The sequence below is a fragment of the Grimontia sp. THUN1695 genome (assembly GCF_059704325.2).
The window spans coordinates 740,192-761,222 of sequence record NZ_AP046577.1 but is presented as its reverse complement, the minus strand read 5'-3'; the positions used below and the strand labels follow the sequence as shown (position 1 = coordinate 761,222).

At 48.7% G+C, this 21,031-nt stretch carries 19 protein-coding genes and 1 riboswitch; of the genes, 8 read left to right on the top strand and 11 right to left on the bottom strand.

All coding sequences use genetic code 11. The features are described from left to right. Positions 1-32: 32 nt before the first annotated feature. From fdh3B to AC6IB1_RS07005, 7 genes are all read right to left on the bottom strand, one after another. Positions 33-638, bottom strand: coding sequence for a formate dehydrogenase FDH3 subunit beta (gene fdh3B / locus AC6IB1_RS07035; protein WP_005506206.1), 606 nt, complete (start codon positions 636-638; stop codon positions 33-35). Between the two features lie 14 nt (positions 639-652). Further along, the gene (locus AC6IB1_RS07030) at positions 653-3,508 is read right to left on the bottom strand and encodes a formate dehydrogenase subunit alpha (RefSeq protein ID WP_497568402.1); all 2,856 of its coding nucleotides are present in this window, start codon (positions 3,506-3,508) and stop codon (positions 653-655) included. Positions 3,509-3,528: 20 nt separating this feature from the next. Then, a complete protein-coding gene (locus AC6IB1_RS07025) occupies positions 3,529-3,738 on the bottom strand; it encodes a twin-arginine translocation signal domain-containing protein (RefSeq protein WP_497568401.1) in 210 nt (69 codons plus the stop codon). Positions 3,739-3,795: 57 nt separating this feature from the next. Further along, positions 3,796-4,404 carry a TorD/DmsD family molecular chaperone gene (locus AC6IB1_RS07020; RefSeq protein WP_497568400.1) on the bottom strand — a complete coding sequence of 203 codons (609 nt, stop codon included), beginning with the start codon at positions 4,402-4,404 and terminating at the stop codon, positions 3,796-3,798. Positions 4,405-4,414: 10 nt separating this feature from the next. Further along, positions 4,415-6,127 (bottom strand): 4Fe-4S dicluster domain-containing protein, encoded by a 1,713-nt coding sequence (locus tag AC6IB1_RS07015; protein WP_497568399.1) that lies wholly within the window; start codon positions 6,125-6,127, stop codon positions 4,415-4,417. Between the two features lie 167 nt (positions 6,128-6,294). Further along, on the bottom strand, positions 6,295-6,864 hold the full coding sequence (locus tag AC6IB1_RS07010) for a DUF3306 domain-containing protein (protein WP_497568398.1): 570 nt from the start codon (positions 6,862-6,864) through the stop codon (positions 6,295-6,297). Beyond that, positions 6,854-7,306, bottom strand: a complete 453-nt coding sequence (locus AC6IB1_RS07005; RefSeq protein ID WP_497568397.1) for a DUF3305 domain-containing protein — start codon at positions 7,304-7,306, stop codon at positions 6,854-6,856. The genes AC6IB1_RS07010 and AC6IB1_RS07005 overlap by 11 nt, the downstream gene beginning before the upstream one ends. Positions 7,307-7,496: 190 nt before the next feature. On the opposite strand from AC6IB1_RS07005, the gene AC6IB1_RS07000 reads away from it, so the two are divergent. Then, complete coding sequence (locus AC6IB1_RS07000) at positions 7,497-8,327, top strand: formate dehydrogenase accessory sulfurtransferase FdhD (protein ID WP_497568396.1); 831 nt, start codon at positions 7,497-7,499, stop codon at positions 8,325-8,327. Next, on the top strand, positions 8,320-9,219 hold the full coding sequence (locus AC6IB1_RS06995) for a substrate-binding domain-containing protein (RefSeq protein WP_497568395.1): 900 nt from the start codon (positions 8,320-8,322) through the stop codon (positions 9,217-9,219). The genes AC6IB1_RS07000 and AC6IB1_RS06995 overlap by 8 nt, the downstream gene beginning before the upstream one ends. A gap of 19 nt (positions 9,220-9,238) precedes the next feature. Here the strand turns inward: AC6IB1_RS06995 and AC6IB1_RS06990 are convergent, their stop codons facing one another. Then, positions 9,239-11,275 carry a cache domain-containing protein gene (locus AC6IB1_RS06990; protein WP_497569100.1) on the bottom strand — a complete coding sequence of 679 codons (2,037 nt, stop codon included), beginning with the start codon at positions 11,273-11,275 and terminating at the stop codon, positions 9,239-9,241. 20 nt (positions 11,276-11,295) lie between these two features. Further along, positions 11,296-12,675 (bottom strand): sigma-54-dependent transcriptional regulator, encoded by a 1,380-nt coding sequence (locus AC6IB1_RS06985; RefSeq protein ID WP_497569099.1) that lies wholly within the window; start codon positions 12,673-12,675, stop codon positions 11,296-11,298. Positions 12,676-13,000: 325 nt separating this feature from the next. Here AC6IB1_RS06985 and AC6IB1_RS06980 point away from each other — a divergent pair, with 325 nt between their 5' ends. From AC6IB1_RS06980 to AC6IB1_RS06960, 5 genes are read left to right on the top strand one after another with little or no spacing between them, the layout of a single operon-like run. Next, the gene (locus AC6IB1_RS06980; RefSeq protein WP_503693176.1) at positions 13,001-13,798 is read left to right on the top strand and encodes an ABC transporter substrate-binding protein; all 798 of its coding nucleotides are present in this window, start codon (positions 13,001-13,003) and stop codon (positions 13,796-13,798) included. Then, complete coding sequence (locus AC6IB1_RS06975; RefSeq protein WP_497568393.1) at positions 13,798-14,499, top strand: ABC transporter permease; 702 nt, start codon at positions 13,798-13,800, stop codon at positions 14,497-14,499. Before AC6IB1_RS06980 ends, AC6IB1_RS06975 begins: the two co-directional genes overlap by 1 nt. Positions 14,500-14,507: 8 nt before the next feature. Then, positions 14,508-15,209 carry an energy-coupling factor ABC transporter ATP-binding protein gene (locus tag AC6IB1_RS06970; protein WP_497568392.1) on the top strand — a complete coding sequence of 234 codons (702 nt, stop codon included), beginning with the start codon at positions 14,508-14,510 and terminating at the stop codon, positions 15,207-15,209. Further along, on the top strand, positions 15,193-15,777 hold the full coding sequence (mobA, locus tag AC6IB1_RS06965) for a molybdenum cofactor guanylyltransferase MobA (RefSeq protein WP_497568391.1): 585 nt from the start codon (positions 15,193-15,195) through the stop codon (positions 15,775-15,777). The genes AC6IB1_RS06970 and mobA overlap by 17 nt, the downstream gene beginning before the upstream one ends. Further along, entirely contained in the window at positions 15,774-17,540 is a 1,767-nt protein-coding gene (locus tag AC6IB1_RS06960; RefSeq protein ID WP_497568390.1) for a bifunctional molybdopterin-guanine dinucleotide biosynthesis adaptor protein MobB/molybdopterin molybdotransferase MoeA, read from the top strand. The genes mobA and AC6IB1_RS06960 overlap by 4 nt, the downstream gene beginning before the upstream one ends. Before the next feature lie 61 nt (positions 17,541-17,601). On the opposite strand, the gene AC6IB1_RS06955 is transcribed toward AC6IB1_RS06960, so the two are convergent. Then, the gene (locus AC6IB1_RS06955; RefSeq protein ID WP_005506235.1) at positions 17,602-18,180 is read right to left on the bottom strand and encodes a thymidine kinase; all 579 of its coding nucleotides are present in this window, start codon (positions 18,178-18,180) and stop codon (positions 17,602-17,604) included. Between the two features lie 92 nt (positions 18,181-18,272). Further along, positions 18,273-19,853 (bottom strand): Na+/H+ antiporter NhaC family protein, encoded by a 1,581-nt coding sequence (locus tag AC6IB1_RS06950; RefSeq protein WP_497568389.1) that lies wholly within the window; start codon positions 19,851-19,853, stop codon positions 18,273-18,275. Between the two features lie 89 nt (positions 19,854-19,942). Next, positions 19,943-20,123, bottom strand: a riboswitch (Lysine riboswitch). A gap of 413 nt (positions 20,124-20,536) precedes the next feature. Between AC6IB1_RS06950 and AC6IB1_RS06945 the strand changes: the two genes are divergently transcribed. Next, positions 20,537-20,935 carry a DUF3037 domain-containing protein gene (locus tag AC6IB1_RS06945; protein ID WP_497568388.1) on the top strand — a complete coding sequence of 133 codons (399 nt, stop codon included), beginning with the start codon at positions 20,537-20,539 and terminating at the stop codon, positions 20,933-20,935. Positions 20,936-21,031 lie beyond the last annotated feature (96 nt).

The window sequence follows — 21,031 nt, the reverse complement described above, 5'->3', positions numbered from 1 at the left end:
CGGAGTAACTGCTCCGCAGTATCTCATGCTAATCAGCTTTTGGTTGCATCATAAGCGAGGTCATCGCCATTGGTCCAACCCGCGCCTTTCGCACCGCGCTCTACCACGCGTTGGCGGAAAATAGCAGACACTTTCTCGGCATCACCAGCAAGTAGCGCCTTGGTTGAACAAAGCTCTGCACACATTGGCAGCTTGCCTTCGGCAATACGGTTTGCACCATATTTCTCACGTTCTGCCGCCGAACCATCCGGCTCTGGGCCGCCAGCACAGAACGTACATTTATCCATTTTACCACGCTCGCCGAACGCTGAGGTTTTCGGGAACTGTGGCGCCCCGAATGGACAGGCAAACAGACAGTAACCACAACCGATGCAAGTATCTTTGTTGTGCAAAACAATACCGTCTTCAGTTCTGTAGAAGCAGTCTGCCGGACAAACCGCCATACAAGGCGCATCTGTGCAGTGCATACAAGCCACTGAGATAGAGTTCTCGCCTGGCTCACCGTCATTCAGGGTAACGACACGGCGACGCTGGATTCCCCAGGTTACCGCATCATCGTTTGCGTTTTTACACGCCGTGACACAGCCGTTACATTCAATGCAGCGTTTGGTATCACACAGAAATTTCATATTCGCCATAACATCTGCTCCTTTTACGCTGCGCTGATCTTACAAAGCGTCACTTTGGTTTCCTGCATCAGGGTAACCGGATCGTAACCATAGGTAGTTGCGGTATTCGCCGCTTCACCCACCACGTAAGGGTCGGAACCTTCAGGATATTTAGAACGCAGATCTTTACCTTCAAACTTACCGCCAAAGTGGAATGGCATAAATGCCATACCTTCTTTCACACGTCGTGTGACCATGGCTTTCACTTTAACCCGGCCTTTTTCTGCACCTTCTACCCATACTTCTTGGCCGTCTTTGATCCCAAGGTTGTTCGCATCCACAGGGTTCACTTCAACAAACATTTCCTGTTGAAGCTCCGCCAACCAAGGATTGGAACGCGTTTCTTCACCGCCCCCTTCATATTCCACCAATCGACCAGACGTCAGAATAATAGGGTACTCGCCGGAAACATCTCGATCCTGAATAGATTTATACAGGGTTGGCAGGCGATAGAGATCGGCCTGGTCATCCCAGGTTGGATAGTCTGCAACCAAATCGCGGCGCGGCGTGTAAAGCGGCTCACGGTGCAGCGGCACTCGGTCAGGGAAGGTCCAGACAATCGCACGGGCTTTGGCGTTGCCACATGGCATACAGCCGTGGGCAATCGCCACACGCTGAATACCACCGGACAGGTCAGTTTTCCAGTTTTTGCCTTCAGCAGCCAATTTCTCTTCAACGGTCAAATCATCCCACCAGCCAAGTTGCTTGAGCAGTTTGTCACTGAATTCTGGATAGCCATCCTCCAGCTCGCAGCCTTTTGAGTAGCTATCAACGGCCAGCAAGCTCTCTCCTTCGAATTCCACACCAAAGCGGGCGCGGAAGTTACCGCCACCTTTGGCCACTTCTTTTGATGTGTCATAAAGAATGTGGGTTCCAGGGTGCTTCATTTCTGGCGTTCCCCAGCAAGGCCAAGGCAGACCGTAAGTTTCCCCGCTGACTGGCCCACCTTCTGCTTCAAGCGTAGTTTTATGGAATGTATGCCAGTTCTGTTGGTGTGCTTTGAGACGTTCAGGGCTTTGACCCGTATAACCAATTGTCCACATGCCGCGGTTAAATTCACGGGTAATGTCTTCAATGTTTGGCTCGTCATTTTGCACTGAAATGTGTTTGAACAGCTGATCTGCAAAACCCAACTTTTTAGACAGCAAATACATAATGGTGTGATCTGGCTTGGAATCGAACAGCGGTTCAATCACCTGATCACGCCATTGCAGGGAACGGTTAGAGGCGGTAACCGAACCACGAGTCTCAAACTGGGTGGTCGCAGGCAACAGGTAAACACCGTCTTTACGGTCATTCATTACAGAAGCAACCGTTGGATACGGATCAACGATGACCATCATGTCCAGCTTCGCCATCGCCTTTTTCATTTCTGGTCCCCGGGTCTGGGAGTTCACCGCATGTCCCCAATAGAACATGGCGCGAATATTTTCCTTCTGTGCCATTTTCTCTGGGTCTTCCAACACACCATCCACCCAACGGGATACCGGAATACCATTGCTGTTCATTGGTTTAGAACCATTGTAGGTGGTCTGATCAAAACGGCCTTTGATCCAGTCAAAATCCACATCCCATACTGTCGCCCAATGTTTCCATGCTCCATCCGTTAGGCCATAGTAACCCGGCAGTGTATGCGACTGAACGCCAAGATCTGTTGCACCTTGTACGTTATCGTGACCACGGAAGATGTTAGCCCCGCCACCAGATTTACCAATATTCCCAAGTGCCAATTCCAGTATGCAGTAAGCGCGCGTGTTGTTATTACCTGTCGTGTGCTGGGTTCCCCCCATACACCACACAACTGAACCCGGGCGATTCTCAGACAGGATTTTCGCCGCTTTATACATATCTTCGCGGTTGACACCTGTAACGCGCTCCACCTCTTGCGGCGTCCATTTCGCCACTTCTGTACGAATTTCATCCATACCAAACACACGCTGGCGAATGAATTCTTTGTCTTCCCAGTTGTTTTCAAAAATATGCCACAGCAAGCCCCATATGAACGCAACATCTGTACCAGGGCGCAACGATATATAGTGATCACTTTTCGCTGCGGTGCGAGTGCGACGAGGGTCAACAACCACAATCTTACAGCCATTCTTTTCCTTCGCGATCAGAATGTGCTGCATCGCCACCGGATGTGCTTCAGCAGGGTTAGAGCCAATAAAGAGGATCGACTTGCAATTATGCATGTCGTTAAAAGAATTGGTCATCGCGCCGTAGCCCCAGGTGTTAGCAACACCGGCAACGGTAGTGGAGTGACAGATACGCGCCTGATGATCAACGTTATTTGTGCCCCAAAGTGACGCCATTTTACGGAACAAGTACGCCTGCTCATTGCTGTGCTTTGCCGACCCCAGGAAGTAAACCGAATCCGGCCCTGACTGCTCGCGGATTTCCAGGCACTTGTCACCAATTTCATTGATGGCGGTCTCCCAGCTAATTTTCTGCCACTTACCGTCCACCAGCTTCATTGGATATTTCAGGCGACGCTCACCATGGCCGTGCTCTCGCAATGCCGCACCTTTAGCACAGTGACCACCGGCATTAAACGGATGGTCGAACGCAGGCTCCTGGCCTACCCATACACCGTCTTGCACTTCAGCATACACACCACAGCCTACCGAACAGTGAGAACAAATCGTCCGTTTTTGCTCGACCGGCTTACTTGGATCAACATCTTTAGCTTCAGCTTTTCTCATCATGCCCGGCGTGAACATGCCTGCCGCGGCAACCCCTCCTGCTGTCGCCAGCATGGAGTTACGCATAAAGGTACGACGAGAAACACCTAATCGTTTTTCTTCCCTATTGACGGCGTCAGAGCGTTTAGTCAATTTCATAGTCTCACTCCATCTACAGGTTACAGGGAATCGTAATAATCACGAATGTGTTGGGTTTCACGGTACCCCGATTGACGCTTCGGTTCTGGGGTTTTCGCCGTCACTTCCGCCTGAGCAGTAACACTGACTGCGGTGGCAGCTGCACCGACGGCTGCGGCAACCCCCAGCCCCTTAAGGAACTGGCGACGCGCTTCATTTGGCGTACCTGTTTCTTTTTGGTTTTCTGACATCACAATGCTCCTCATGCTTTCTATCAACGCTGATTTTCTACGTGTTATGAAGTAGAACTACCAAGGGCGCTGGATAAAACTGATTTTTTCTATCGTTAGAAATTGTTTTGCAAGTTCAGCCACAGCGGTATAAAACACCGCAGCTTCTGCTTGTTTGATATCGTCACACAGCCCCTCAAACCAAGGCGCGATATGACGGTTGAAAAAGGTTTTCTGTGCCTGGACATCTCCCTCTTCCACTAGCATAGCCATCACTTCCAGCAATGCTGCAATATGATCTTCCGGCTCTTTTGTCTGATCCTGACGCTCAAAGCCCAGACAACGCAGATCCTGACGCAGTGATACCAACGGTAATTCCATCAACGAACCGGTGAGATACCAAGATCCAAATGGCATCACCTCTCCCCGCCCGACACCAATGAACAACAACTGATACTCATCAGCGGCCTGGGTGGGTGTCGTCTTACTGGCTGATAGCTTAAGCACGGACCAAGCCGCCACCATGCCAGGTGAATGCTCATCGCCTTCCAATTCCAGTGCCGATAGCCAGTTCAGTGTGTCCTGATCCGGTGCTTGTCTAAAAAGATGTGCCAATAGGTTGTAGATGTTCTGACGGATTTGGTTTTCTTCGTTGGTCACATCTTCAATGTTAATTTGTACTGCCATTGCTATCTCCTTAAACCTTCATCTGCTTATCCGGGTTTTCAATCATGTCAGCGACAATGTCGCGGACCCGGCAGTCTTCGCACATGGACAGGCGTTTGATAGCGTTTTCCCGAAAATGACTGTGATTTTGTAATTTCCCGATCAACATATTGACCATCGAAACAGGCGCAAACGGCTTGCCACAAGTGATACATGCAGCCGCTTCTTCTTCATACAGGATTTCACGTTGCTGGCGCTGTTCGCTGTTCCAATTGAAACGTGGCTCAAGCGTGATCACCGATTCCGGACAGCTCGCTTCACAAAGGCCACACTGCACACAATCCTGTTCCCGGAATGTGATACCTGGACGAGAACCAATGGATGACAAGGCGCCTGTCGGGCACACAGCGACACACCCCATGCAAAGGGTACAATCATGGGTTTCCACATTGATACGGCCATATGGTGCACCTTGTGGCACGGGAGTAACCGTCAGGTGTTGACCGGCATGTGCCGCCAACAAATCCAATGCCGTAATCAGTCTCTCGCGTTTGGTGCCAGTCAACTTTGTTGGGTGTGTCAACAGCACGTTGCTAAATGGCGTCAACGTAAACAGCGCGTCCAATGCTTTCAGCGTGATGCGGTCCTGCTCGATATTAAGACTGCTCAGGAAAGAGGCTGCGACATCAAGTTCTTGCTCCAATACATGGCGGGTTTTCGCAGGCAGATTAGGCGCCATAGCCAAGATCACTTGGGAGGCCCCATAAACCAGTGCACTCAACCAGGTATCCAGCCCCACAGAGGCTAATTCTTCTAATCTTACCGGAATCGTGCTGTTTGGCAGCGACGACATCACTTCTACCAGAGACGCTTCATCCGCTTCCGCATAAAACAGAATCGTTGGCACTTCACCGCCCTGTTGGCGATAGTGTTGAATAAGGTCAAACACAAAATGTTGTGTGTTTTCAGGATCCGGCAGTGCGTATCTAATCGCTTCTGTTGGGCATGCTGTTGCACAGGATCCAATGCCCTGACACAGGAAAGGATTGATGGTGATCGTTTGATTAATGGAACTTAATGCCTCCGCCGGACAAGCATCTATACAGCGGGTGCACCCTTCCAATCCCCGTGAAGCATGTGCGCAGCGCTCAGTATCCAAGCGGAAGAATTTAGGTTTGTCGAAAATACCAACCGTTTCTCGTAACGCGTCAACAGCCTCTTCTTTTGATGTCAATCCACGACCAACGGCATAATAGCCAAAAGGAGGCAATTCGGCTGCATGGAGACCTTTTTCCGTTAGGTCAACGATCAAGTCAAAGTGATCCCGCCCCATTGCAATCTGTGCGAGGTTTTGCTTAATACCGTTGTAGTTTACAGCGACGTGGAAAGCACCTAAAAACCCATCAATGGTGACATCACTGCTGTAAAAAAGTGAAAGCTCCTCTGTCAATCCAGACACGGTGCCACCCGCTTCATTACAAAGCAGCACCACCCGTTCTTTGAACGCACCTGATACCAAGGCACCGAATTCCACCAATGCCGCTGCGCTGCCAACTACCAACGCAAACCCACGGCTTTCAAAACTTATCGTAGGCAGGATGAGGTTGCCCAATGTGACTGTATTTTTTAGCGCATACAGTCTGGCTAACCCATTGGTATCTTTCTGACATTCAAGATACTGATTGAGTGTTGTGATATTTTTTTCCGTCGACATATTCTCAGTTGCTGTTGTCTGTGTAGCCATAAAACACCTGTTTCCTAATCGGCAAACGGCGTTAATCCGTTTCAATGCCTTGTTTATGCATGCCGTTTAGCTTGCTGGACAATGGCTTAGCTACACCTTTGACTAAGACACTTTGTTACAGCAAGTTATGAACCAGCTTTATAGGAAGAAAAATAACAAAAACGGAGTCAGGATCCGTTCGAAGACTTACCCTCATCCTCAAGTGGGACATTTTGCTCCACCCTATAGGACAAATTGTCTCCTAATTCACCATGGGGACTTTTTGTCTCACTGTCAGAAGAGGCATCAGCGGGCGTTTGGGTATGCTGCGCCGTCTCCTCTATCTGTTCAGATTGTTCAATAGATTCCTCAATCTGTTCTCTGGTCCACTTTCTCAAAGATTCCACCACTTCTACCGTGAGCTTAGTGGGTTTGGAATAGTCGAGATCGTACTCATTCATACCATCAAGTACGTTGTAAGTGTCGCTGTGAAAAAGCTTTCTGAGTGCCGCCTTCTTGATCTGTGAAGAAACACCTTTCGCCAGAAATACGGCCGCTGAATCTCCCTCTTTCAAACGATCAACATCTTCCATAGAGAGTGAAGGTACATCCGTTTCGTCAGATTCAGGCGACATTTCCGCACAGGCGATATCTTCATTGTCGCCAGCGAATGTCTCATCAATCGGCTTTTCTTCTTCCGAAGATGCTTGTCCTTGCTTACGTCTTGACCAGCGATGAAGGAAAGAATCAGTTACCATTTGACCTCCCCGCGCCTTTGCGCTTCTTCTTACGGACTTCCAATAACTCACCATGACGGCCAATAAACGCTTCCATCCAGGCTTGCACCATCAGTGGCATGGGTACGGACTGCACCAGATAATCCCCATCCATAAAACTGGCCGCATTGCTTTGTGAAGCCGTAACCTGTAAGGGATTGAGAGACTCATCATCTTCCACCTCAAAGATGAAAAAGAGGTGAGGCTCCCGGGAACTGAGGTTGAAACGGTAGTCCGTGCGTTCATCTTTAAACAGTTCTAAAGGCAATGAAATTTGTGAATCTGAGCATTCATCCTCTGTCTTGGGCAAGTTCAGGTTCACAATCGACCAGCGCTTAGTCTTCCAACGCCCAATATCGACATCCGTTGATTCCAGATCAAACTGTACCAACCAGCAATTAGGATCTTTTATTATTTTTGTCACACATCACTCCTTCAAATTCCAGGATTCGATATCACTCGCGAGGGGAGTGGGGAAACCGAGTACTCTCCTAATAAAACAAAACTAATAAAGCAAAACACATACCATCGACGGTTCACTTATTCGCGATTGGAACAGGAATTGCTAACTTTGCTATAAATGTCTTGTGATAACACCAAAGGAAACCGGGTAAATGAACCAACCCAAGATTATTAAAACCCAGACAGACATCCCCCAAACAATTAACGTTACTGTATTTGATGAATACGGCGAGCCCATGACCAAGCAGATCGCCTGCGAACGGGCGCTGACGGTCTACCTCAACTGGAAAGAGATTGTTACCCTGATGACACTCGGCGCCCGGCCGGACATGCTGGTGCTTGGTTATTTGAAAAACCAGGGGCTCATCAACGATGTCAACGCATTGGATTCCGTGATCATCGATTGGCAAACCCAGTCTGCGGCGGTCATCACAGCAGAACAAAATGACAATATCGACGAGACGCTCTCAAAGAAAACGGTCACGTCGGGATGTGGGCAGGGCACAATGTTCGGCAACATCATGAAAAAACTTGAAAATTTAATACTTCCTGCGCATCGCATCAAACAATCCTCTTTGTATGGGTTACTGGAAGCCCTCACCCATCACAATGACACCTATAAAGCAGCCGGTGCCGTACATGGCTGCGCAGTCTGCAAAGGCACAGAAATTCTCTCTTTTGTTGAAGATATTGGCCGCCACAACGCCGTCGATACCCTGACGGGTGAAATGTGGTTGAAAGGTGAAACCGGAGAAGACAAAGTGTTCTACACCACCGGACGCTTAACGTCTGAAATGGTGATTAAAGTGGCACAGATGGGCATTCCAGTACTGTTGTCCCGCTCTGGTGTGACCCAAATGGGTTACGATCTTGCCAAACAGCTTGGCATTACCATGATCGCCCGTGCCAAAGGCCACCGTTTCCAAGTATTCAACGGTGCTGACAATATCGATTTCGATGTCAAAGGTGGCTTGGATGGGTGATTTCCCGGTATTTATGAATGCCCGGCAAGTCGCTGAATACCTCGATTTGAACGAGAAAAAAGTCTATAGCCTTGCCAATGATGGCGTGCTTCCTGCGACCAAAGTCACCGGTAAATGGCTGTTTCCGAAAAGCTTGCTTGACCGCTGGCTGCTTGAATCCAGCCATAATGGCGTATTCAATGACAGGCTGTTAATTGCCGGATCTGACGATCCCCTGCTTCAGCATATTGTCAGCAGGATGGCGAATTCCCTTGGCAGTACAGCGCTGGTAGGTTATACCGCAACTGGCACCAAACAGGGATTGTCAATGCTGGAAAAAGGCCACGTAGATATCTGTGCCATTCATTGGGGAAATGCAGAAGAGGCCCGATTGCGACATCCAGCACTGATTCAACAATATGCGGGACATAAAAACTGGGTGCTGCTGCATGCCTATGAACGCCAACAGGGGCTGATTATCCGTCCAGAACTGGCAGAGCAGATTAATGACCCTCATCATTTTACTGACAAGCGATGGCGATGGGCCAGTCGTCAAATTGGTGCTGGGAGCGCCCGAGCGATGGACGAATGGTTGTTCAGAAACGGCATGACAACAGAGATGCTGAACACGGTGGTGACATGTCTCAATGAGCGTGAACTGGGTTCAGCGATCGCCCGTGGCTCAGCAGATATTGGCTTTGGCAGCCAAAGCGCCGCAGGGGAATTTGGCCTCGCCTTCCATCCTATTGCTAACGAAGCATTTGAACTGGTGATCCCCAAAAACATCTATTTCCGTTCTCTGGTCCAGCAACTGATACAGCACTTTGACGATGATGACATCGTCAAACTGAGTAGGCAGCTTGGCGGCTATAACCTTCAACAGGCAGGAAAACAAATGTGGGCGGCGGGATAACACCCGTCCCGCCCTCTTTCTAATCCATAACACGCAACGACGTGATTTCGTCATCGACGTGAATTTTCTCTCGCAGATAAAGGGTGAATGTACTTCCCTTACCCAGCTCAGACTCCACCTTAATTTCGCCCCCAAGACCGCTGACAATACCCTGTGTTACCGCCAGCCCAAGGCCAGTACCAGAACGTCGGGTGGTGAAGAAGGGGTCAAAAATTTTTGTCAGGTTTTCATTGGCAATCCCACAGCCAAAATCCTGTACGGAGATTGTCGCCCCCATCGGATGGCCATTCTCATCCAACCAATCCTCTGAGCGCACAACTAAGCGTCCCTTTTCGTTCATGGCGTGGATACCGTTCATTTGCAAGTTAACCAATACCTGCAATAACTGATGGCGATTGATCTCCACACAACATTTCGCATTGAGTTCAGTGACCACTTCTATGTCTGATTTCTTGGTGCCCGAGCGTACCAGGGTAACGCTCTCTTCAATAATAGGGTTCACATGTTGCCAGGTAATTTCATCCTGCACACCGCCCTGTCTGCTGTATTGCAGCAGGCTCCGTGTGATATTGCGGATGCGGTCTATCTGCTCAAGCACCGTGGCAATTTCCTCTGACACTAATTTAGCGTTATCGCCAAGTTCATATTCCATCAATTCAATGTTGCCAAGAATAACGGCGGTCGGGTTGTTAATTTCATGGGCAATACCTGCGGTCAATTCTCCCAATGCGGCCAGCTTTTCATTTAGCAACAACTTATTACGCGTCTGTTCAAGCAAGAAAATATTCTGTCTAAGCTCTTTCGTGGTTTCGTGCAGACTGGCGGTGCGCTCCTTGACTTTGTCTTCCAGCTCCAGCGCATTCTGGCGAATGGCTTCATTTTGCTGTTTCAACTGGTCAAGCATGGTGTCAAACTGCCTGGCAAGAATAGCCAGTTCATGCTGGGGATCGAGCTGAAGCTTGCCAATCCGCATGTCCTGATCAAAGCTGACCAAACGCACAACACGGTGAATACGCTCTATTGGCCTGAAGAGATCTCTCGACCCACGGTAGACCAGCAAGCCAGTGACGAACAATGTGGCAAGGATCCCCATGCCAAGCTCCAGCAGATTAGTGAAATAACGTGAAATCAGCGGCCACTCCAGAAATCCTGTATATAACATACCAATGACATTGTTGTTAAAGTCCCGGATTGGCTTATAGGCAGAAATGTACCAGGCATCATAGACATAAGCCCTGTTCACCCATTCGTCCCCGTTTTCCAGTACCATTTTACGCACTTCATCCGACGCCCGGGTACCAATGGCACGGCCAAACCGGTTTTCACTGTCTAAAGGCACATTGGTACTGACACGGATATCGTCAATAAACAGGGTTACCGTACCAACGCTCGACGGTGGCAAAGTGCCTTCTGGAAAAACCAAATCACGGATCCTGTCTACCAACTCAGTACTGTTGTTAAGTAAGATACCCCCATCGATAATCCACGCCAGTTCGCCATTTTCATCAAACAATGGCAATAAGCTCCGGCTAATCAACCCACGTGATTCTATGACTTGCTCATTGAGAAGTGGAATTTCTGCACGCGCTGAAAACTCAGGGAGGATGGCATCAAGCTCAATGGCTGACATTACCTGGAAAAACGTGCGTTCACGACCTTCCAGAAGAGGCCGACGAAGGGTCTGCGGCAGACGTTTAATCTCTTGGGCTGGATAGACGGCAAGAAAGTCAACACCGTACTTTTTGGCACGAGAACGGGCCCAAGACAAGATACCGCTGGGGTCACGTTCAATCTGGATCTGGAAGTCGTAGGAATCAGCAATCGCTTTAAGCTGCAACCGCTGTTCCCGTTGTAACACTTCCATACTGTTACTGGCAACGGCCAAATCAGCCATCACCCCAGCAAGGGCACTTTTCCATGAATAGGCAAGCGTCCAGTACATGGTCAAGGCAATCAATGCCAGTAACGTAATGAAAATAGGAACAGACGTCAGCATCAGCAAACGATAACGCACCATGGTACGGAACCGAAGCCGCCACTTATTGAGCCATCTCATCGGATTTGCCTGATCCATGATTACTCACCATGCCATTCTTTAAATTTACGCTCCAGGGTTTTTCTGGCAACCCCAAGCTGCCTTGCCGCCGCTGACTTATTACCCTCGCAGGCCTCGACCACTTTTTCAATGTGCGCGCGCTCTACGTCTTTCAATTGCCATTCAAGCGGATACCCCTTTTCATGCACAGTAACCATATTGGTCTCACCATCTGGGGCTGCATGAATATGCTCATGCCCTCCCCACTGCTGCAAGTCAGGTTTACCAAGCAGTATTGCCCTTTCTACCGTATTTTTAAGCTCACGGATGTTACCAGGCCAGTCATAGCCCTGCATGGCGGTTAGCTCTTCAGTCGACCATACCACAGGTTTTAAGCCCATCTCTCGGGACAGAGTGTCAGAAAAATGATTGAGCAGTAGGCCTATGTCCTCAACACGCTCACGAAGCGGCGGCAGTTCAACAGAAAGCACATTCAGACGATAGTAGAGATCTTTGCGGAAACGGCCTGCAGCCACCTCTTCCTGTAAGTTACGGTTGGTTGCTGCAACAATCCGCACATCGACACTCACTTCACGCTCAGCGCCGACAGGACGGATGGTTTTCTGCTCCAGCGTACGAAGCAGTGACGCTTGCATAGGAATGGGCATCTCTCCGATTTCATCAAGAAAAAGCGTCCCTGCATCCGCAACACGGAACAAGCCATCTTTGCTTTTACGGGCACCGGTAAACGCACCAGATACATGGCCAAACAGTTCACTCTCCAGCAATTCAGGCGCAATCGCTCCACAGTTAAGCGGTACAAAAGGGCCTTTGCGGCCACTGAGCGAATGCAGCGCCCGGGCGACCAACTCTTTCCCTGTGCCTGACTCACCTTCTATCAATACCGCTGCCGGGGAGGGTGCCAATCGGGCGACCATTTCTCTCATTGCCTGTGTTTTCGGAGCATCACCAATGATATCGACAGGAAACGAACGTGCGACATCACGCTGCAGTGCCACATTACGCCGTTCCATCATGCGTTTGTCGAGACAACGCTGTACTGACTGCAACATCTGCTCGAGATTAAAGGGTTTAAGGATGAAATCAGACGCCCCCGCACGCAACGCCTTAATCGCCGTTTCCAGTTCAGCATAGCCAGTCATAAAAATGATATCGCTACGACGCGATGCATCGGAAAACGCTTCATGCCAGTCAATACCGGAGCGGCCCGGGAGATTGATATCCACAATCAGGAGATCAAAATGGTTACGTTGTCTCAAGGCTTCCGCCTCTTCTAGCGACGATGCGGTTTCAACCTGCGTCAGTTTTTTAGAAAGCGCTTTATTCAGTATCGCGCGCATCCCTGGCTCATCATCGACAACCAGTGCGGAAAAACCAAATTGCTGCAATACGTCCTTCATGTCACGATTAACCTTCATGTTTTTATTGGATCCCCTCAAGCAACACCATTAAGAGGGTTACATTTATATACCCAACATCATACATGGGACATTTTGACTCGGTCCAATAAAGACATAAACCTATGTTGTCTGCGACACAACCCACACACTCTCTTCTTTTCGGCTAAATTACTTTATTTTCAATAAATTAAGCACTTTAATGAGTGTGCTGAATTTTTGGCATTTTTGTTGCAAGTTCGACTAAGCTCGCCTCACGTGAGCAAAGTAAACCCATAGATTCTAAAGAACAACAAAACGTCAGGAAGCCTTAATGAAACTGAAACGCATGAATAAAATGAAAGTCTTTGCGCTTATTACTTTTCTTTTCACTTTCTCTGTCAATGCAGAGGAAGTCATCCGGTTAGCCACCACCACCAGTACTTATCACTCAGGTCTTTTGGATTACCTGCTCCCTGAGTTCAAAAAAGAGACGGGTTATGATGTGCAAATTCTGGCTGCAGGAACAGGTAAGGCTCTGAAAATGGGCGAAAACGGCGATGTGGATTTGGTCATGACACACGCCCCTAACGCAGAAGCCCGTTTCGTGGAAAATGGATTTGGGGTGTTACCTCGTCGCCTGATGTACAACGACTTTGTGTTGGTAGGTCCTGCGTCAGATCCTGCCAAGGTGAAAGGATCAGCTGATGTTACTGAGGCTTTGAAAAAAATTGCCACCGCTAACGCCAACTTTATCTCCCGTGGTGATGACTCAGGCACGAACAAAAAAGAGCTTCTGCTTTGGGAAGCTGCGGGCCAACGTCCTGAATTTGATGCGTATAAAGCCGTCGGTCAGGGCATGGGGCCAACACTGACCATGGCAAACGAGATGCAGGGGTACACCCTGACTGACCGCGGTACCTGGCTCGCCTATCAAAGCAAGCTAGATCTTAACGTACTGGTTGAAGGCGATAAACGACTGTTTAATCCTTATCAGGTCATCATTGTCAACCCAAGCCGTTATCCTGACATGAACTACAAAGGCGCCAAAGAATTCAGTGACTGGTTGGTAAATCCCAAGGCACAATCGCTGATCAACGCGTTTAAAGTTAACGGCGAACAACTGTTTGTGGCGGATGCTGACTAATGGAAATGCTGGAAACAACCCGACAAGCCATTACCTTGCTGTTTAGTGGCGATACCACGCTATGGGGTATTGTCGGCGTATCGTTTTCAGTATCGCTGTTTGCTATTGGGCTGGTGATCCTACCGGCCCTTCTCATCAGCTTTGCGTTGGCATACTGGGACATCCCCGGGAAATGGATGGTGCTGTCACTGATAAATACGCTTCAGTCTGTGCCAACCGTTGTGATTGGCTTGTTGCTTTACATGGTACTGTCCCGGGCAGGTCCGATGGGTGACTGGAAAATGTTGTTTACCCAAAAAGCAATGATCCTGGGACAAATCCTTATTGCGATGCCCATTCTGGTATCCATGATGCACGCGGCATTCCAAAACAGCGATCGAAGAGCCTGGGAAACCGCCTATACCCTGGGCGCTTCCATTCCGCGCGCCATGCTGACATTGATGTGGGAAATCCGTTTTCCTTTACTTGCAGCCGCGGTCACCGCCTTTAGCCGCATCATCACTGAAGTGGGCTGCTCTATGATGGTCGGCGGCAACATTCTCAACTACACGCGAAATATCCCTACCGCTATTGCGCTGGAAACCTCAAAGGGTGCCTTCGCCCAAGGCGTCGCGCTGGGCATGGTACTATTAATATTGGCACTAACGATGAATGTTTTTATCAGCTATGCACACGGCAACGGCCACTTAAAAACAAGTTAGGGGAAAGAATGAACCAGATTGTTTTGGAAGCCAGCAACCTGTCAGTGAGATACAAGCATCGATTGCTGTTTCACATTCCGTCGCTGAAAATATGCCGGGGGGATGCCATTTACCTCACTGGTCCAAATGGTATTGGCAAGACCTCGTTGCTGAAAGTGCTGGCAGGTATCCAAAAGCCCACCACAGGAAAGCTTAACTTGCGCCGTCCGAGTTTCATGCAACGTCTGGCTGGTTTTTCAGGACACAGTGACGTGATTTACATGCATCAATCTGCCTATTTATTTGACGGAACCGTTGCCGACAATGTCGCGTATGGCTTAAAAAGCAGGCAGTTATGCCAAAAAGACCGTCGAGTGCTTACCATGCAGGCTTTACAGATGATTGGGCTGGAACATTTAAGCCGGGAGCACATTTCCGTGCTTTCAGGTGGGGAAAAACAAAAAGTCGCGATGGCTAGAGCCTGGGCACTAAGCCCTTCTATTCTGTTGATGGATGAGTCATGCGCCAATCTGGATCCTAACGCCATAAATGTACAAAGGATGATGGTGGAAGATTTGCTCAAGCGTGGTGCCAGTCTGGTGATCACCAGCCATCATCCCAACTCACTCACCGCTTGCTGCAACCAGCACTGGTTAATTGAAAACCAGTCACTGGTCTATAAGCCGATACTTAACATAATCAACAAGGATAACCATGCATTCGCTTTCTGAAACCACGTGGATCATTCTTGCCGGCGGACAGGCCCGCCGCATGGGCGGAAAAGACAAAGGGTTAGTCACCCTTAATAACAAACCCCTCATCGAATACGTTCATGAACGCCTCATCGGACAGGGTGCTCAGGTTGCAGTGAATGCTAACCGTAACCAGGAAACCTATGCACAATATGGCCAGGTTTTCAGCGACGTGTTCGAAGGATTTCCGGGCCCACTGGGGGGCATACATGCTGCGATGGCACAGCTTAACAGCGAGTGGTTTGGCTTTGTCCCCTGTGACTGTCCAAATCTGCCACATAACTTGCTGGAAAAAATGTACCAGGCGATCGCCGACGACACAGAGATCGTTGTCGCTCACGATGGAGAGTCCTTACAGCCTGTTGTGACCATGTTTAAACATACTGTCTTTGAACGGCTCGAAAACTTTCTACAAAATGGCGATCGCAAAATCGTACTGCTTTACGATCTTTGTAATACCGTTTTTGTCGACTTCAGCGCAGAGCACGACGCGTTCATCAACCTCAACACACCTGAAGAGCTGGAGAAGTTCGGAGATTTGTCATGAGTTTTTCCCATTATTCACTGCCTGTACTTGGCTTTGCGGCTTTCAGCGGCACCGGAAAAACCACTCTGTTAGAGAAACTGATCCCCACATTGGTCGCTGCCGGTATTCGTATTGCGATGATAAAGCATGCTCATCACGAGTTTGATGTTGATAAGCCAGGAAAAGACAGTTACCGGTTAAGAAAAGCTGGTGCCTCCCAGATGCTCATCAGTTCGCGTTACCGCCATGCCCTGATGACAGAAACACCGGAAGAGGAATATACCCTCAACCAATTACTTGCCCGTGTTGATCACAATCGCGCAGATTTGGTGTTGGTGGAAGGGTTCAAGCATGAAAACTTCCCGAAAATCGAACTCCATCGTCAGGCACTGGGCAAGCCTTGGCTTCACCTTGGCGACAACAATATTATTGCCGTCGCCTGCGACGGCGATCCGGATACAGCCCTCCCAAAGCTTGATATCAATGACATTGATGCCCTCAAAGGCTTTATCCTGCGCTGGATGGAAGGCCACAAGGCCCAAACCGCCACCTGTGATTCCCTGTCACCAACCATGCTTTCTGTCGATGCAGGAAGGGAAAAAATTCTGGCGGCAATTTCCGAACCCACCGTCAGTGAGGTTCTGGCACTGGAATCCTTGTCCGGGCGCGTGCTATCAGAAGATGTGATTGCACCGGTGAATGTCCCATCAACCACCAACTCGGCAATGGATGGCTTTGCCATTCGCAGTGATGATCTGGAACGCGACAGCTACCAGATCATCGGGGAAGTCTATGCGGGTCACGGCTTTAGTAAAGCGCTTGAACCCGGTCAGTGTGTCCGTATCATGACGGGCGCAGCGTTACCGCCAAACGCTGACACTGTCGTGATGCGTGAACAAGCCTGCGTCGATGGTGACAAGGTGCGGTTTGATACCCGTAAAGGCGCGGCACGTCCTGGCCAGAACGTGCGCCAAGCAGGGGAAGATTTAAAAAAAGGGCTGCCAGTTTTCCAAGCTGGTACCCGTCTGAATGCAGCCTCTGTCGGTATGATGGCTTCACTGGGTTTCAATGAAGCCACGTGTTTTAAACCGCTGACTGTTGCGCTGTTTTCGACCGGTGATGAAGTCCAGGCACCAGGTACGCCAGCAAAGGCGCATTGTATCTATGACGCTAACCGTTTCACTGTCCGCAGCATGCTGGAGAAACTTGGCTGCAACATCCTGGATCTTGGCATTATTGAAGACAGTGAAGACGCACTGACAGAAACGCTGAATACTGCAATGGATAAAGCAGATGTCATTATTTCCTCCGGCGGTGTCTCCGTCGGCGATGCCGATTATATTAAAAACGTGCTGGACAGCCTCGGAGAGATTAATTTCTGGCGGGTAAATATGCGTCCGGGACGCCCTCTGGCATTTGGCAAATTAGGCAACACACCGTTTTTCGGTTTACCTGGAAACCCCGTTGCTGTCATGGTCACTTTTTTGCAGTTTGTTGAGCCTGCCATCCGTAAAATGCAGGGTGATAAACATTGGCAACCGCAATGTCTTTCCGCCATCACCCAGGAAAAAATCCGCTCACGTATTGGCCGGACAGAATACATCCGCGGTATTTATCACATCAGTACCAGTGGTCAATTGGAAGTGCGCTCTACCGGTTCACAGGGCTCCGGAATTTTGCGCTCCATGCATGAGGCCAACTGTTTAATTGAGGTGTCACCGCAAGTAGAAAGTGCGGAGGTTGGCGATCAGGTCACGATAATACCGCTTATTTCGCGGCTTTGAGCGCCTGATAAACAGAAATAATTATGCCGCTGAATTCTGCGGCATAATTATTTTTATAGGCTTACTTACCCAATGCCTCTTTATAGTGCACACGGCAAACAGACACGTACCTGTCGTTGCCTCCAATCACTACCTGATCCCCATCAGCAATAGCATTCCCATCTGCATCGGTGCGAATCACCATGTTTGCTTTGCGGCCACAATGACAAATTGTTTTCAACTCGACCAGTTTATCTGCCCACGCCAACAAATATTGCGACCCTTCAAATAACTCCCCACGGAAATCAGTACGCAAGCCATAACAAAGCACGGGAATACGTAATTTATCGACTACTTCGGTGATTTGATAAACCTGCTCTTTGGTCAAAAACTGACACTCATCAATCAGCAGGCAGTCCACTTTGTTATTAACATTAATATCACTGACCGCAGCAAAAATATTATCCTCTGGCGAGAAAAGTTGCGCTTCAGCCTGAAGACCAATCCGGGAGCTGACTTTACCCACACCAAAGCGGTCATCGATTGCTGCCGTGAAAATCAGCGGGTTCATTCCCCTTTCCTGATAATTGAATGATGACTGCAAAAGCGTTGTGGATTTACCCGCATTCATCGCTGAGTAATAAAAATACAGCTGGGCCATGTAATTCTCCGAAAATAAGACTGACGCATGCTACCTAAAAGCGGCTCAGACCGCGTTATGAAAAAGCCCCCGAAAGCGGGGGCTGAAAACCTTCAGGCTAATTTACCTGGTCGGCGGGACAGCCAACTCAACAAAGTGCAAACCAATACAAACACCCCCAAACCTGCCAATAGCGAAATGCTGAGAGAATCGGTAAAACCAAGCACCAAATACGCCACAGAGGCGATCACTGCGCCCGCAAGCGCGTAAGGCAACTGGGAGGATACATGGTCGATATGACCACAACGTGCACCAGTGGAAGACAATATAGTGGTGTCTGAGATTGGTGAACAATGATCACCAAATACCGCCCCCGCTAATACAGCGGATAGCATTGGCAACATCAGCGCAATATCGGTTGCTCCTGCCAAGTCACCGGCGATCGGCAACATAATACCGAATGTACCCCAGGATGTGCCGGTTGAAAATGCCATCACGGCCGACAACAGGAACAACAGTACTGGCAACAATTGGGTCGGCATATTCCCCTGAATCAAGGTAGACAGGAATTTACCAGTCGCCATGTCGCCAATCACGCTACCAATGGTCCAAGCAAAGAACAGGATCAGAATGGCACCAAACATTGACTTAGCACCAATCCAGGTCGTTCGTGCAATATCAGCCGCTGGAATACCTTGTTTTATCACCGTGACCAATGCTGACAACAATCCAACAACACCGCCGAAAAGCAGCGACATACCTACATCCGTGTTTTCAAACGCACCCAGTACTGAAAATGCTTTCCCGTCGGCTTGTAATGCTTGAGCCCCTGAATACACCATCCAGAACATCGTTGCGACAATCAGGACAATGATCGGCACAACCAGATCTGAGACGCAACCTTTATCGCTTTCATCAATACCCAACTCGTCTTCAATCGGCTCATGCCCACTGTCTTCATCACCCAAACGGCTGCCAGTTGAAGCCTGATATTCAAAGCGACGCATCGACCCCACATCCATCTGGAACCAAGCCACAGCAAATACCATCAACAATGCAAATACGGCATAGAAGTTCATTGGAACCATATATGCGAATGCACTCAGTGGGCTGTATTCCGTCACGCCGTGGCTGACAAGGATGCCACCAATCACCGTGATAATATATGCTCCCCAACTGGATGCGGGCATAATCACACACATTGGTGCAGCAGTGGAGTCCAGGATATAAGCAAGCTTGGCGCGGGACACATGAAAACGATCAGTCACTGGCCGGCTAATGGCACCGACGGCAAGGCTGTTGAAATAGTCGTCAACAAAAATAAATACACCCAGCAACGCTGCCAGCAACTTGGCACCGCGCTTGCTTTTCACCCGGCGCTGTGCCCATTCAGCAAAAGCACGGGTACCGCCGGAAAGCGTCAGCAACGCAGTTACTGCTCCTAGCAACAGCAGGAAAGCCACAATGCTCAGGTTCCAGCTGTTAATACTGTCACCATCAATGAACAATCCAACGATCAAATTGCCCAAGTATGACGCAGCGACAGAGAACGAAAAATCGTTAAGCAACAAGGCACCGGAAAGAATACCCACCCCCAAAGACAGCAAAACACGGCGGGTAATAATGGCCAGCCCCAATGCTAAAATTGCCGGGAGAAGGGAAAGTGAAGAAGAGGAAAAATCAACTAAATTCATGATCTCTGTATCAACCTATTCGGTTGGAGATCTACTGCAGAAACGGAAAACCTGAATGAACAAACAAAACGGTTATGCATATCGTTAAACCCTACAGTAGCGCTCCATAGTTAAATCCCAATACTATGGCAGTGTTGTGTCTTTTCGAGCACAACCCCAGCACAAAAGTCTGATAAACCCATTGTGCTTCGGCGCGGTTTCCTTTCGTTTGCCCTCACTGGCATCACCCTAAGACAACTTACTAATAAACAGCGCACCTCTACGTGTATAACCCCAAACAACATATAGAAATGACACGGTTTTCGCCGCCATACCTATAAAGTACGTCCGATTGGGTAATAAGCCAGCGTATTTTATGTGACATTGGTTTGTTTGCAATACAAAGATAAAAAATTTTACACAACGAGCTAAACAAGGTTACAAAATCATCGCCTTCCACTGGCTTTTACTATTTATTGCACATAAAATCACACACAGATGCTAAATTTATTGTGCAACCTCTCAAAAAAGTGGCGATTTCTTATCAAATCAACTGCCCTTTTTATATTAAATTTGCACTTTAATTAATTTCGATATTTAATAGGCAGGAATTTAATTACTGAAACATTGCAAAGAATTATTTATTCTTGCTATTCTTAGTGAAGCACTAAATTATTACATAACGAGATAATAGGATTGGCATAATGTCTGATGCATTAAAAGTATTGTTAAACCTGCGCAGCCTTCGTGCCGTTGCACGTGAACTTACTCTGGAACAACTACAAGAAGCGCTGGAAAAACTACAAGCAGTAGTAAGCGAACGTGAAGAGGCGGAAGCTGAAGCCCGTGCAGCTGAAAAGGAGCGCATTGAAAAACTGGAAAAATACCGTGAAATGTTAATCCAGGATGGTATTGAACCAGAAGAATTGATGGCAACTCTTGGCAGCACTAAGCCAAAATCTAAACGTGCTGCCCGCCCAGCGAAATACAAATACATTGATGTCGACGGTTCAGAAAAAACTTGGACAGGCCAGGGTCGCACACCGAAAGCGATCAAAGAAGCACTGGATAATGGCGGTAAGATCGAAGACTTCCTGCTCTGAATCAAAATTGAACAAATGACAGCGGTCTAAATTGTCATCTCAGAAAAAAGGAGCGTTTAGCTCCTTTTTTATATCAAGATATCCAGCAATTGACTG